Consider the following 12,957-nt stretch of genomic DNA (forward strand, 5'->3'; position numbering starts at 1 on the left):
GCTTCGGCTCAGTACAATGTCACATGGTACCCCTCCTCGCAATGGACGTCCTGTGACTCATGACCCCAGCTTCGACGTCGTCATCGTCGGCGCCGGCATCGTGGGCGCCGCGTGCGCCTACCACGCCACGCGCGCCGGGCTGAGCGTCTGCGTCGTCGACCGCGGATCCCCGGCCGCCGGCACCACCAGCGCGGGCGAGGGCAACCTGCTGGTCTCCGACAAGGAGCCCGGCCCGGAGCTCGACCTCGCGCTGCTGTCGAACACGGTGTGGCGCGCGACGGCCGGCGTTCCGGTTCGCGGCACCACGTTCGGCGCGGGTGCCGAACTCGACCCGAAGGGCGGGCTCGTCGTGGCCTCGTCGGCCGCGACCCTGTCGAGCCTGGCCGAGCTGGCCCGGCGGCAGGCGGCCGCGGGCGTCGAGGCGGAGCCGGTCGCGGCGGACGGGCTGCACGACCACGAGCCGAACCTCGCCGGCGACCTCGCCGGCGGCTTCCGCTACCCGCAGGACATGCAGGTGCAGCCGATGCTGGCGACCGCGCTGCTGCTGCGGCTCGCCCGCGACGCCGGCGCCGTGCTGCTGTTCGGCGAGGCGGTCACCGGCTTCGCCCGCGACGGGGATCGGGTCACGGGCGTGCGCACCTCGCGACGCGCGCTGGCGGCGGGGGCGGTCGTCAACTGTGCCGGGACGTGGGCCGGTGAGGTGGCGGCGCTGGCCGGGGTGCACGTGCCCGTCGCGCCCCGCCGCGGGTTCGTTCTGGTCACCGAACCGTTGCCGCGGGTGGTACGGCACAAGGTGTACTTCGCCGACTACGTCTCCGACGTGGCCAGCGACTCCGCTGCGCTGCAGGCCTCCCCCGTCGTGGAGGGGACGCCGTCCGGGACCGTGCTGATCGGCGCGACCCGCGAACGCGTCGGGTTCGACCGCACCTGGTCGCCGGACGCGATTAGGACGCTGGCCGCCGGCGCGGTACGGCTGTTCCCCTTCCTGGCTGACGTGGTGGCACTGCGCGCGTACCGCGGCTTCCGGCCGTACTGCCCCGACCATCTGCCGATCATCGGCCCCGACCGGCGAGCGCCCGGGCTGTGGCACGCCTGCGGTCACGAGGGCGCCGGCATCGGGCTGTCCGCGGCGACCGGACACCTCATCGCCCAGGGCCTGCGCGGCGAGGCTCCCGACCTGCCGCTGCACCCGTTCCGACCCGAACGCTTCGACGAGGTGACGACGTGACCTTCACGATCAGCTTCGATGGCCGCGACGTGCCGTGCCGGGAGGGCTGGACCATCGGCGCGGCACTCACCGCCGCCGGGATGCGCTCGTGGCGCACGACCCGGCGCGAGGGGCGACCACGCGGGCTGTTCTGCGGCATCGGGATCTGCTTCGACTGCCTGGTCACCGTCAACGGGCGCCCGTCGGTACGCGCCTGCCTGGCCGTCGCCCGGCCCGGCGACGTGGTGCGCACCCAGAAAGGAACCGGCCACGATGACCTCGCCTGCTGAGGCCGACGTCGCCGTCGTCGGGGCCGGCCCGGCCGGTCTCGCCGCGGCCGCCGCGGCCGCCGACGCCGGGGCGTCGGTGGTGCTCGTCGACGGCGGCGCCCGTGCCGGCGGGCAGTACTGGCGCCACGGCGCCGAGGCGCCCGACCCGCGGCTGTACCACGGCTGGCCCGTCTTCGAACGGCTGCGGCGGCGGATCGAGCCAGTCCTGCTGGCCCGGCACCACGTGCGAACGGCGGTAGCCGAGGGCGAGGGCTGGTCGCTGACCTGTGCCGTGGGCGACGACCCGTCCACCTCGCCGGTCACCGCCGTCGTACGGGCGCGGCGGCTCGTGCTCGCCACCGGCGCGTACGACCGGCAGCTGCCTTTTCCGGGATGGGACCTGCCCGGCGTCATGGCCGGTGGCGGGGTCCAGGCGCTGCTCAAGTCGCACGGCGTGCTGGCCGGGCGGCGCGTCGTGGTCGCCGGCACCGGGCCGTTTCTGCTGCCCGTCGCCGCCGGACTGCTCGCCGGCGGGGCACGGGTGCCGCTCATCGCCGAGGCCAACTCGCCGGCCGCCCTGGCGCGGTATCCACGCGCCGTGGCATCGTCCGGCGCGAAGCTGCGCGAAGGGCTCGGCTACGCGGTTCGGCTGGCCCGGCACCGCACCCCGTATCGCCGCCGACACGCCGTCGTGGGCGCGCTCGGCACCGACCGTCTCGAGGCGGTCGCCGTGGCCCGCCTCGATCGGCAGGGACGCGTCCGGCCCGGCACCACGCGGACCGTCGCCTGCGACCTGCTCGCCGTCGGGTGGGGGTTCACGCCGCAGCTCGAACTGTTCTTGCAACTGGGCTGCGCGACGGCGACCGGAGCGGACGGGAGCCTGGTGGTCGCGGCGGACGCGACCCAGGCCACGAGCGTGGCCGGGGTCTGGGCCGCCGGGGAGTCGACCGGCATCGGCGGCGCCGACCTCGCCGTGGTCGAGGGCCGGATCGCGGGACACTCGGCGGCCGGGGCGCCGGTGCCGCGGGCCCTCATCGCCCGCCGCGCGTCGCTACGGCGCTTCGCCGACGCCCTGCATGCCGTCCACCCGATACCGCGATACCTGCTCGACGACCTCCCCGACGCGGTGCTGGCCTGCCGGTGCGAAGAGGTGCCGGTGCGGGCGGTGCGCGAGGCCGTCCACGAGCTCGGCGCCACCGACGCGCGCACCGTGAAGATGCTGACCCGCACCGGCATGGGCTGGTGCCAGGGCAGAGTATGCGGATTCGGCGTGGCGGCGGCCACGGCACACGCGTGCGGACGCCAGACGTCCGAAACGGACCTGCGGGCCTTCGCCGAGCGGCCCCTGGCCATACCCTCCACCCTCGGCCAGTTAGCTCACGAGGAGCCGCAGTGAACGACATCGTCAGCGTCGATCCCCGTACCGGTGGCACGGTCGAGGTCGTCGGATCCGAAACCGGCACCGGCGGCGTCGACGCCCTCTGCCGCGCCGCCGCGCGAGCGGGGAGAGCGTTCGGCGCCGACCGGGCGGAACGCGCCCGCCTCCTGCACGCCGTCGCGGACGCGCTGGACGGCCGGCGCGAGGAGATCGTCGACACCGCGGACCGGGAGACGGCGCTCGGGCGCACCCGGCTGGCCGGCGAGCTGACCCGGACCACGTACCAGATCCGGCTGTTCGCCGCGGCGGTCACGGACGGCGGCTATCTCGAAGCGATCATCGACCACCCGGCCGACACCCCGATGGGCCTGCGGCCGGACCTGCGCCGCATGCTCGTCCCGATCGGCCCGGTCGCGGTCTTCGGCGCCAGCAACTTTCCGCTCGCCTTCGGCGCGCTGGGCGGCGACACCGCCGCGGCACTGGCCGCCGGCTGCCCGGTCGTGGTCAAGGCACACCCGTCCCACCCGGCGACGAGCCGGCTCGTGGTCGAGATCGCCAACGGCGCGGGCCTGCCCGCCGGTGTCCTCGGCCTCGTCTACGGGCAGCAGGCCGGCGCCGACCTCGTCCAGCACCCGGCGATCCGCGCCGTCGGCTTCACCGGCTCGCTCCGCGGCGGCCGTGCCCTGCACGACCTCGCCGCCGCGCGGCCCGACCCGATCCCCTTCTACGGCGAGCTCGGCAGCATCAATCCCGTGGTCGTCACGCCGGCCGCCGCGACCGAACGCGGCGACGACATCGCGGCCGGCCTCGTGGCCTCGTTCACCCTGGGCAACGGCCAATTCTGCACCAAACCCGGCCTGGTCTTCCTGCCCGCCGGCGCGAGGCTGCACGAGGACATCGCCGCGCTGGTTCGGCAGACTCCGTCGGGGTGGCTCCTCGACGGCCGGGTGCAGGCCGGCTTCTCCACGCGGGTCGGCGAACTCGGCCGGCACACCACGCTGCTGGCGCACGGCCGGCCCGCCGAGGGCGCCGGTTTCCTCGGTACGCCGGCCCTCTTCGCCGTATCGGCATCCACAATGGACAGCGACGTGACCGACGAGGCGTTCGGCCCGGCCACCGTCCTGGTCAGCTACGCGGACACCACCGAGCTGCTCGAGGCGCTGGGCCGCCTGCCCGCATCGCTGACCGCCACCATCCACACCGGGACCGACGAGACCGACCTGCCGGCGCTGCTCCTGGAGGCCCTCCGCGACCGGACCGGGCGCGTCGTGTGGAACGGATTCCCGACCGGCGTCGCGGTCGCCGCCGCCATGCACCACGGCGGCCCGTACCCCGCCTCCACCTCGATCCACACCTCGGTGGGGACAACCTCCATCCGCCGCTTCCTCCGCCCGCTCGCGTTCCAGTCCACACCGGACAGTCAGCTGCCACCGGAGCTCCGGGAAGGTAACCCGCTGCGGATCCCCCGCATGGTCGACGGCCGCCAGCAGGCCTCCTGACCGTCCGGGCCTGGGACGACAACGGCACGACCACCTCTGGCGGGCGACGGTGCGCGCACACCCGCGCCGGTCACCGCCAAGGTCACCCGGTGGCGCCCCGACCGGAATGACCCGTGGCGGGCGCCAGGCCGCTGGTGACCATCTCGTCGCACAGCTGCGGCAGGACCCGCGCGAAGCCGGCGCTGGCGAACTGCCAGTTGTGCCCGCCCGTGTCGACGAAGCGGTGGGTGACGATCCCGTCCCGGATGGCGTCGTCGGCCAGCTGCTGGCCGACGGCGATGCCGCGGGCGTCGTCGGCGCCGGCGCCGAACCACAGCGTCACGCCGGGGTACCGCCGGGTGCTCAGCAGTCGCGCGGGGTCGTGCGCCTGCTGGGCGGCGACGTTGCCGCCGAACAGCGCGCTGAGGGTGTGCGCGGGGTTGCCGAGGTTCGGCCGTGCGTCGCCGCCGAAGTCGACGACGTGCCGGTAGATGTCCGGGTGGCCGAGGACAAGGTCCAGGGCGCAGGTGCCGCCCTCGGAAAACCCGACGATGCCCCAGCTCGACGCGGCGTGCTGGATCTGCAGGGTGCCGGTGATGAACGCGGGCACGTCGACGGTCAGGTAGGTCTCGGCATTGCCCTGGGAGCTGTCGACGCACTCGGTGTCGCCGGTGGCGGAGCCGTTCTGGTCGACCACCACGAGCACCGGCGCCCGCCCTTGGTGCTCCGCGGCGTACGCGTCGTCGGTGGCCTGGGCGTGCCCGGACTTGAGCCAGTTGATCGGGGTGCCGGGCGAGCCGACGAGCATGACGAGCACCGGCAGCGTCGCGCGGCCGGGGCCGAAGTACGCCGGCGGCAGGAACACCACGCCGGGGCGGTGCCGGAAGTGCGACCGGGTGGCCGGGGCGTCCAGGTCGAGGATCACCCCGTGCGCGGGCGGGGCGGTGCCGGGCCCGGCGGCGCCGCCGATCAGGTCGTGCGCCTGCCGGCCGTCGATGGCCCCGGAGTGGCCGAGCACGTCGCCGATCTGCGGCCAGATGCCGTACTGCTGGTCGATGAGCATGAACGCGCCCGCGACCGTCGCCGGCACCGCGGCCACGGCCGCCGCCTTGCGCCAGGAGACGGCAAGCCCGGTGAGGCGCCGGCGCAGGACCAGCGGGCATCCCGCGAGCGCGGCGAACCCGGCGCCGACCCAGATCGCGAACGTCGGCGGGTAGGCGTCGGTCACCGTGCCGCTCGTCCACAGGCCGAGCGCGATCAGGCCGACGAGCACAGCGACCGACAGCAGCAGGAGGGGCAGCGTGCGGGTGACCCACCGGCGTTCCCGGCCCCACCACCCGGCGAGCAGCAGCGCGCAGCCGGCCGCCTCGAGGCCCCCGGCCACGGCGCGGTTGAGCAGCGGCACGTGGTCGAACGCCCCGGCCCAGGTCGCCCAGGTCGCCCAGGTCAGGCCGGCCGCCCCGAGCGCCCCCGCGGCCACCGCGACGGCCCGCCGGCCGCGGGGCCGTCTGTGCCGCGTGCGCTCGGGTGCGGCGGGAAGCTGGCGCGTGGTCTCTTCCGCGTGGTCGATCCCCATGATCCCTAGCCCCCCGCCGAGACTCCACCATGGCAGCTGAGCGGAAAGGTATCCACCCGCCAGCGTCCTCGGCAACAGCGGACCGTAATCGGACGGTGGCGTTTAGAGGCGGCTGCCGTCGGCCAGGAGGAGGTCCAGCCCGGCGGGGGCGTCGTGGACGGTCACCGCGCCGTCGGCGGAGACCTCGACGTCGAGCGTGCCCTCGCCGATGCTCAGGCCGCTCACCCGGTACGCCCCGACGGGCGACGGCGTCAGCGGGGCGAAGGTCACGCGGCCCGCCGGCACGTCGACGTCGAGCCCGAGCAGCGCGGTGAGCAGCGCCGGGCCGGCCGCCGCCGCCCACGCCTGGGGCCGGCACGCGGCCGGGTAGGGGGTGGCCGCGTCGTCGCCGCCGAAGAGCTCGGGGAGCCGGAACCCGAACCGCTCGCCCGCGTCGAGCAGTGCCCGCACCACCGCGACGGCCTCCTGCCGGTGCCCGTCGCGGACCAGGCCGAGCAGCGCGATCGCCGTGTCGTGCGGCCAGACCGAGCCGAGGTGGTACGACAGGACGTTGTACCCGGCCGAGGACGGGGCGACCGTGCGGATGCCGAACGGTGAGCGCAGCGCCGCGAGGTGCCCGGCGACGGCCCGGCTCTCCCCGGCGTCGAGCAGACCGGTGCCGAGCAGGTGCCCCATGTTCGACGCCACGCTGTCCACTCGCTCGCCCGCGCCGTCCAGCGCGATCGCCGGGTAGCCGCCGGGGCACCAGAACGCCGTGCGGAAGCGCTCGGCCAGCCCGGCCGCCCACGCCCGCCATCGCGGCGCCCCGTCGCGGCCGAACGCGTCGAGCAGGTAGGCGCCGTCGATCGCGGCCTGGTACGCGTACGCCTGCACCTCGCTGAGCGCCAGGGGCCCAGTGGCGATGCGTCCGTCGGCGTGCTGGACCCCGTCGCCGGAGTCCTTCCAGCCGTGGTTGGTGAGGCCCTTGTCGCTGGCGCTGTACGCGATGAACCCGTCGTGCCCGGCGAGCCACTCCAGGGCGCGCTCGACGTTGGGCAGCAGGGCCTCCACCTCGCCGGCGGGCATGCCCCAGCGGTAGGCGTCGGCGAGCGTGTTCACCCACAGGGCCGTCGCGTCGACGGTGCCGTAGTAGACCGGCGGCAGGTCGTGCGAGGCGTCGGCCGGGCGTACCTCGTGCAGGATCTTGCCGGGCTCCTCGTCGGTGCCGCGGTCGTGGCGGCGGCCCTGGCGGCGGGCGAGGGTCCGCAGGGTGCCGGCCGCGACGTCGGTGCCGAGCGGCAGGCCGAGGCGGGCGGCCCAGAGCGAGTCGCGGCCGAAGAGGGTGAGGTACCAGGGGCTGCCCGCGGTGTAGTAGACGTCGGGCCCGTCGGCGCGGCGCAGCGCGTCGAGGTCCTCCACGCCGACCCGGACGAGGGCGTCCAGGCGCCGGTCGTCGGCGGCGACCCGCAGGCCACTGCGCCCGGCGACGCGCGGCGCCTCCGGCACGTCGGTGCGGGTGAAGGTCAGCCGGGCGCTCCAGGTCTCCCGCGGCTCGAGCGTCACCTCCCACCGCAGCGCCGGCCCGGCGGGGGCGGGGTCGGCCTCGACGCGCACCGCCATGCCGTCGGCGGACGAGGCGCCCTTCGGCGCGAGGTCCGCGGCGGGACCGCCGGTGCGGCCCTGCTTGACCGCGCCCATGCCGGCGAAGTCGGTCGCGGCGCTCACCTCCACGGCGACGCGCAGCGTGGTGTGGGAGGCGTTGGCGAGGGTGATCGTCTCGGTGCCGCCGAGCGGTTCGGCGACCCGGTGGCGGGTCAGCGTGACGGTCGGGTCGGGCCCGTCGTCGCCGAGGCGTGGCAGGACCGCGGTGAACTCGGCCGACGCCGCGCCGGTGCGGCGTACGCCGAGCGGGACGGGAGCGTGGCCGTCGACGGTCACGACGAGCCGCGCGACGGCCCGGCGGTCCTCGACGTAGAGCCCGTCGGCGCCGTCGGTGAGATCCCCGGACGGGCCGGAGAGCCAGGTCGCGGGGGCAGCGACGCACGTGACGTGCTCGTGCAGGTAGGGCTGGGCCATGTGCGTACCTCTTGACAACTCGCAGAGGGGGGTGAGACTGTCCCGACATCCGGAGTTGAACGTTCAAATGGGCTCCGGTTACGGATTTGAACGTTCAACTCGATGCACCCTACGACATCCGGGAGCGAATGTGCAGCCCACCGTCGAGGACGTGGCGCGGGAGGCCGGGGTCTCCCGGCAGACCGTCTCCAACGTCCTCAACGCGCCCGAGCGCGTCCGCCCGGAGACGCGCGAACGGGTCGAGGCGGCCATCGCCAAGCTCGGCTACCGGCCCAACCGGGTCGCGCAGTCGCTGCGAGCGTCGAGCTCACGCATGATCGGCTACCGGATCGAACCGGTGCACCCGCACGCGGTCGGCAGCATCCACGACCGTTTCCTGCACGCCCTCGCCGACGCCGGCCGGGCCGAGGACCACCACCTGCTGCTCTACACCGCCGACGACCTGTCCGACGAGGTTGCCAACGCGCTCGCGCTGCACCGCGCCGGCGCGATCGACGGCATCGTGCTCTACGGCCTGCACGCCGGCGACCCCCGGCCGCCCGCGCTGCTGGAGCAGCGGATCCCGTTCGCCGCGTTCGGCCGCACCGGCCACGACGACGCCCACCCGTGGGTCGACGTCGACAACGCCGCCGGGACCGCCGCCGCCACCCGGCACCTCGCCGAGGCCGGCCACCGGCGGGTCGCCTTCGTCGGCTACCCGCGCGGCACCGACGTCGGCGAGCGCCGGGCCGAGGGGTGGCGCTCCGCACTCGACGCCCTCGGCCTGCCGCCCGGGCCGGACCTGCGCGGCGAAGACTCTCTCGCCACCGGGGCCCACCTCGGCGCACGGCTGCTCGACGACGACGACCCGCCCACCGCCGTCGTCGCCGCCACCGACACGCTCGCCGCGGGGCTGCTACGGGCGGCCCGCGACCGCGGCGCGCGGCTGGCGGTCGTGGGCTTCGACGACACGCCGACCGCCGCCGCCCTCGACCTGTCCAGCGTCCGCCAGCCCATCGAGGCCGTCGGACATGCCATGATCCGTGCCCTGCTCAACGGGCCGTTGAGCAACGGCCCGAAACCGGACGACCTGCCGGCCGCCCGGCTGTTGCACCCCGAGCTGATCGTTCGGGGATCCAGCACCACGCCCTGACACCCCCTGGGAGCGACCCATGTTGCGAATCCGCCCCGTACCCACCCTCCTCACCACCCTGGTGCTCGCCGGCACCCTTGCCGCCACCGCTGCCTGCGGCGACAACGGCAGCGGCACCCAGGGCGACGCGTCCGGCGCCAAGCTGACGATGTACGCGTGGTCCTCATCCCCCGCCGAGGACACCGTGCTGCGCAAGGCCGTCGAGGACTACAACAAGCAGAACCGCAACACCGTCGAGCTGAAGGTGCTGCCCGAGTACGACACCGCCCTCACCACCGCCCTGGCCGGCGGCGAGCCGCCGGACGTGTTCTACGTCAACGACAACAAGCTGCCCGACCTCGGCAAGAACGGTGTCCTCGAGCCGATCGGCGACAAGGTCGACAACCCGGGCGACTTCTACGACACGCTCAAGCAGTCGTTCACGTACAAGGGGACGTACTACTGCGCCCCGAAGGACTTCTCCACGCTGCAGCTGGTGTACAACACCGCCGATTTCGACGCGGCCGGGCTCAAGCCCCCGACCACATGGGACGAGCTCACCGCGGCGGCCAAGGCCCTCACCAAGCCCGGCCACCCCGGGCTGGTGCTGGCGCCGGAGTTCTACCGCTGGGGCGCGTTCATGGCTGAGGCCGGCGCGTGGCCGACCGACGACGCGGTCACGAAGATGACGGCGGACACCGCACAGATGCGCACCGCGCTGCAGTACCTCGCCGACAACCACAAGGCCGGCTGGTTCGGCACGCCGGCGTCGGTCGGCGCGGGCTGGGGCGGCGAGGCGTTCGGCAAGGGCACCACGTCGATGACGGTCGAGGGCAACTGGATCGTCGGGGCCATGAAGAACGACTTCCCGAGCGTGAAGTACGCCGTCGCCGAGCTGCCCGCGGGCCCGTCCGGCAAGGGCACCATGTCGTTCTCGGCCTGCTACGGCGTGGCGAAGGCCTCGAAGAACAAGACCGCCGCGCTGGACTTCGTCAAGTTCCTCACCTCGCCCGACGAGCAGTACGCGGTGACGAAGGAGTTCCCGGTCATGCCGTCGCGCAAGTCGCTGGCCGACAAGTGGGTGGCCGACAAGCCGGAGCTCAAGGCGTTCGTCTCCGGCGCCGACTACGCCAAGAAGTCCGTGTTCGTGCCCGGCTTCAGCACGGTCATCGACACCTTCAACGACGGCATCCAGGGTCTGGCGAAGGGCAACAAGCAGGTCGACGAGGTGGTGACCGGCACGCAGAAGGCCGGCGCGTCGGTGCTCGGCTGATGAGCTCGGTTCGCGGGCGGCAGGGACTAGCCGGTTGGCTGTTCCTGTCGCCCGCCCTCATCGGCCTGGGCGTGTTCATGGTCGCCCCGATCGCGCTGGCGCTGTGGGTGAGCTTCCGCGACTGGAGCGGGCTCACCCCGCTGGCCGATTCCGCGCCGGCCGGCGCGGCCAACTACCAGGACCTGCTGACCCACACCGGGGTGGTGCGCGGCGACTTCGCCAAGAGCCTGCGCAACAACCTGTACTACGTGCTCGGCGTCGTTCCCGCGCAGACGTTCCTCGCCCTGCTGCTCGCGATCGCGGTCAACGCCAAGCTCCTGCGGGGCCGCACGTTCTTCCGCACGGCGTTCTACTTCCCCTCGGTGACCAGCTCCATCGCCGTCGCGTTCATCTTCGTGTTCCTGTTCAGCCCGGCCGGCGTGGTGAACACCGTGCTGTCCGCGCTGGTGCCCGGGAAGATCAGCCTGGTCTGGCTCGACGACTCCGACGGCCTGATCCACCTGCTGCTGAAGACGGTCGGCGTCGACAGCCCGCCCGCGGCTCTGCGCCACGAGTTTCTGGACCTGTCCTGGTGGGACTGGCTGTCCGGGCCGAGCGTGGCGCTCACCTCGGTGATGATGCTCGCGACCTGGACCACCACCGGCACGTTCATGCTGATGTTCCTGGCCGGCCTGCAGAACATCCCGGAGGAGATCGAGGAGGCCGCCGCCGTCGACGGCGCCTCCCGCCGGCAGCTGTTCTGGCGGATACGGTTGCCCATGCTCAAGCCGACGCTGTTCCTCGTCGTGACGCTCGGGCTGATCGGCACCTGGCAGGTCTTCGACCAGGTCTACGCGATGACGTCCGGCGGCCCGCAGAAGACCACCCTGACCCCTGCCTATCTGGTGTACCGCGAGGGCTTCCAGAACTCCGCGATGGGCCGAGCCGCAGCGATCGCCTTCATCGTGTTCGTCATCATCCTCATCTTCACCGGCCTGCAGCGGCTGGTGCTGCGGAAGGAGCGGTGATGCTGCGCCGGCTGCTGCTGACGGTCTTCGCCGTCATCTTCATCTACCCGTTCGTCCTGTCGCTCGCGACGTCGTTCAAGTCCCGTCCCGAGGTCGCCACGCACCCGGTCGTACCGTGGCCGAGCCACCCCGACCTTCGGGCGTGGACCGACGTGCTCGTACACAGCGACTTTCCACTGTGGACGTTCAACTCGATCCTCGTCACGGTCCTGGCCACCCTGGGCCGGGTCTTCCTCGACTCGCTGGCCGGCTACTCGCTGGCCCGCCTGCAGTGGCGCGGCCGCGGGCTGGTCTTCGCCGGGATCGTCTCGGTCCTGGCGGTGCCGCCGATCGTGCTCACCGTGCCGCGCTTCCTCGTCCTCAAGGAGCTGTCGCTGCTCAACTCGTACAGCGGCCTGATCCTGCCCCTGGCCGTGGACGCGATGGGCATCTTCCTGATGCGCCAGTTCTTCGTCGAGCTGCCGCGCGAACTGGAGGAGGCGGCACGCCTCGACGGCGCCTCGATCTTCGGCACGTACTGGCACATCGTGCTCCCGCTGGCCCGCCCGGCGCTGCTCACCCTGACGATCCTGTCGTTCCAGGGCGTGTGGAACGAGTTCCTGATGCCGCTCATCGTCGTGCGGGGCAACCCGTCGCTGTGGACCCTGCCGCTCGGCCTGTCCACCCTGGGCCGCGGCGGCGCGGGCGGCCAGAGCTACGACTACCCGGTGATGATGGCCGGATCGATCCTGACCATCATCCCGGTGGCCATCGTGTTCATCGTCTTCCAGCGCTTCTTCGTCCGCGGCATCGCCACCTCGGGCGTGAAAGGCTGACCGCCGGTATCTGTGGACCCGCGGGACGGCGTCCGGGGCACCGGACACGGCCCGCGGTGGAGCTTGCGGGCGAGCCTTGCGCCGGCCTGGAGCGACCGCCAATTGGGCCATTGGCATCTCGAGGAGCCAAAGCCCGAGCCAGCGCTGGCCGGCCGTGCGATCCGCGCCGACCGGCGTGCGCGGTTCGCCATGATCACGGAGTGGACGCGTACAAGGAGCAGCACGTTCACTCCGTGATGATGGAATCCCCGCGCACCGCGGCCGCCGAACGCATGATCACGGAGACTTGCTGACGGCCGGCGCCACCAGCCAAAGCGGATGGTCACGATGGCGGCCGCACGTCCCTCGATCGCGGGCGCCTGCTCGGATATGGTCCGGCGGTGTTGAGTACCGGCCCGAAACTCACCCCGTTGACGACCGCCCGGCACCCGCAGCGCCGGCGCGGCGGCAGGTATTCCACCCGCCGCCGCACGATCCGCGCTTCCCACACCTGCGGCCAGGTCACCACCACAGCCCTGGCAGGCCGCCGGCGGATCCAGGCTGACCCGCTCACCCAGATCCAGATCCGGATCCCGCATCAGACCACGGCCGGGATGACCGGGCTGCCCGCCCCGGAGCGCGGCTCAACCCGCAGCCCGAATCGCCGGACATATCCTTACTCTCTTTTATATCTGAAGCGACGAACGAGGTAGGCCGGCAGGTAGAAGAACGGCATGATAAGACATCCGAGAGCCCAGCCAACAGCGCCGAGCCGAGGCTCGTTCCCGCTTCGCCCTCCATATCGAATA

10 protein-coding genes are annotated in these 12,957 nt (G+C 73.2%); 8 read left to right on the top strand and 2 right to left on the bottom strand.

The features are described from left to right. Window positions 1–52: 52 nt before the first annotated feature. From ACGFI8_RS20995 to ACGFI8_RS21010, 4 genes are read left to right on the top strand one after another with little or no spacing between them, the layout of a single operon-like run. Window positions 53–1,228, top strand: coding sequence for an NAD(P)/FAD-dependent oxidoreductase (locus tag ACGFI8_RS20995; protein WP_392807105.1), 1,176 nt, complete (start codon window positions 53–55; stop codon window positions 1,226–1,228). Beyond that, window positions 1,225–1,497 (top strand): (2Fe-2S)-binding protein, encoded by a 273-nt coding sequence (locus ACGFI8_RS21000; protein ID WP_392807107.1) that lies wholly within the window; start codon window positions 1,225–1,227, stop codon window positions 1,495–1,497. The genes ACGFI8_RS20995 and ACGFI8_RS21000 overlap by 4 nt, the downstream gene beginning before the upstream one ends. Continuing rightward, a complete protein-coding gene (locus ACGFI8_RS21005) occupies window positions 1,481–2,872 on the top strand; it encodes an NAD(P)/FAD-dependent oxidoreductase (protein ID WP_392807109.1) in 1,392 nt (463 codons plus the stop codon). Before ACGFI8_RS21000 ends, ACGFI8_RS21005 begins: the two co-directional genes overlap by 17 nt. Next, on the top strand, window positions 2,869–4,353 hold the full coding sequence (locus ACGFI8_RS21010; protein ID WP_392807110.1) for an aldehyde dehydrogenase (NADP(+)): 1,485 nt from the start codon (window positions 2,869–2,871) through the stop codon (window positions 4,351–4,353). Before ACGFI8_RS21005 ends, ACGFI8_RS21010 begins: the two co-directional genes overlap by 4 nt. Before the next feature lie 82 nt (window positions 4,354–4,435). On the opposite strand, the gene ACGFI8_RS21015 is transcribed toward ACGFI8_RS21010, so the two are convergent. Then, entirely contained in the window at window positions 4,436–5,908 is a 1,473-nt protein-coding gene (locus ACGFI8_RS21015) for an alpha/beta hydrolase (protein WP_392807112.1), read from the bottom strand. A 102-nt stretch (window positions 5,909–6,010) separates the two neighbouring features. Further along, on the bottom strand, window positions 6,011–7,963 hold the full coding sequence (locus tag ACGFI8_RS21020) for a glycogen debranching N-terminal domain-containing protein (RefSeq protein WP_392807113.1): 1,953 nt from the start codon (window positions 7,961–7,963) through the stop codon (window positions 6,011–6,013). Between the two features lie 130 nt (window positions 7,964–8,093). Between ACGFI8_RS21020 and ACGFI8_RS21025 the strand changes: the two genes are divergently transcribed. The 4 genes from ACGFI8_RS21025 to ACGFI8_RS21040 are packed head-to-tail and all read left to right on the top strand — an operon-like array spanning window position 8,094 to window position 12,169. Beyond that, the gene (locus tag ACGFI8_RS21025; RefSeq protein ID WP_392807115.1) at window positions 8,094–9,095 is read left to right on the top strand and encodes a LacI family DNA-binding transcriptional regulator; all 1,002 of its coding nucleotides are present in this window, start codon (window positions 8,094–8,096) and stop codon (window positions 9,093–9,095) included. 19 nt (window positions 9,096–9,114) lie between these two features. After that, the gene (locus ACGFI8_RS21030; protein ID WP_392807116.1) at window positions 9,115–10,347 is read left to right on the top strand and encodes an ABC transporter substrate-binding protein; all 1,233 of its coding nucleotides are present in this window, start codon (window positions 9,115–9,117) and stop codon (window positions 10,345–10,347) included. After that, window positions 10,347–11,354 (top strand): carbohydrate ABC transporter permease, encoded by a 1,008-nt coding sequence (locus tag ACGFI8_RS21035; protein WP_392807118.1) that lies wholly within the window; start codon window positions 10,347–10,349, stop codon window positions 11,352–11,354. The genes ACGFI8_RS21030 and ACGFI8_RS21035 overlap by 1 nt, the downstream gene beginning before the upstream one ends. Continuing rightward, a complete protein-coding gene (locus tag ACGFI8_RS21040) occupies window positions 11,354–12,169 on the top strand; it encodes a carbohydrate ABC transporter permease (RefSeq protein WP_392807119.1) in 816 nt (271 codons plus the stop codon). The genes ACGFI8_RS21035 and ACGFI8_RS21040 overlap by 1 nt, the downstream gene beginning before the upstream one ends. Window positions 12,170–12,957 lie beyond the last annotated feature (788 nt).

The sequence above is a fragment of the Dactylosporangium sp. NPDC048998 genome, assembly GCF_043197855.1.
Classification (GTDB): domain Bacteria; phylum Actinomycetota; class Actinomycetes; order Mycobacteriales; family Micromonosporaceae; genus Dactylosporangium.

Coding starts and splice junctions, on each gene's coding strand:
- ACGFI8_RS21035 (WP_392807118.1), top strand. CDS start 10,347: ATGAGCTCGGTTCGCGGGCGGCAGGGACTAGCCGGTTGGCTGTTCCTG.
- ACGFI8_RS21015 (WP_392807112.1), bottom strand. CDS start 5,908: ATGGGGATCGACCACGCGGAAGAGACCACGCGCCAGCTTCCCGCCGCA.
- ACGFI8_RS21040 (WP_392807119.1), top strand. CDS start 11,354: ATGCTGCGCCGGCTGCTGCTGACGGTCTTCGCCGTCATCTTCATCTAC.
- ACGFI8_RS21020 (WP_392807113.1), bottom strand. CDS start 7,963: ATGGCCCAGCCCTACCTGCACGAGCACGTCACGTGCGTCGCTGCCCCC.
- ACGFI8_RS21030 (WP_392807116.1), top strand. CDS start 9,115: ATGTTGCGAATCCGCCCCGTACCCACCCTCCTCACCACCCTGGTGCTC.
- ACGFI8_RS21005 (WP_392807109.1), top strand. CDS start 1,481: ATGACCTCGCCTGCTGAGGCCGACGTCGCCGTCGTCGGGGCCGGCCCG.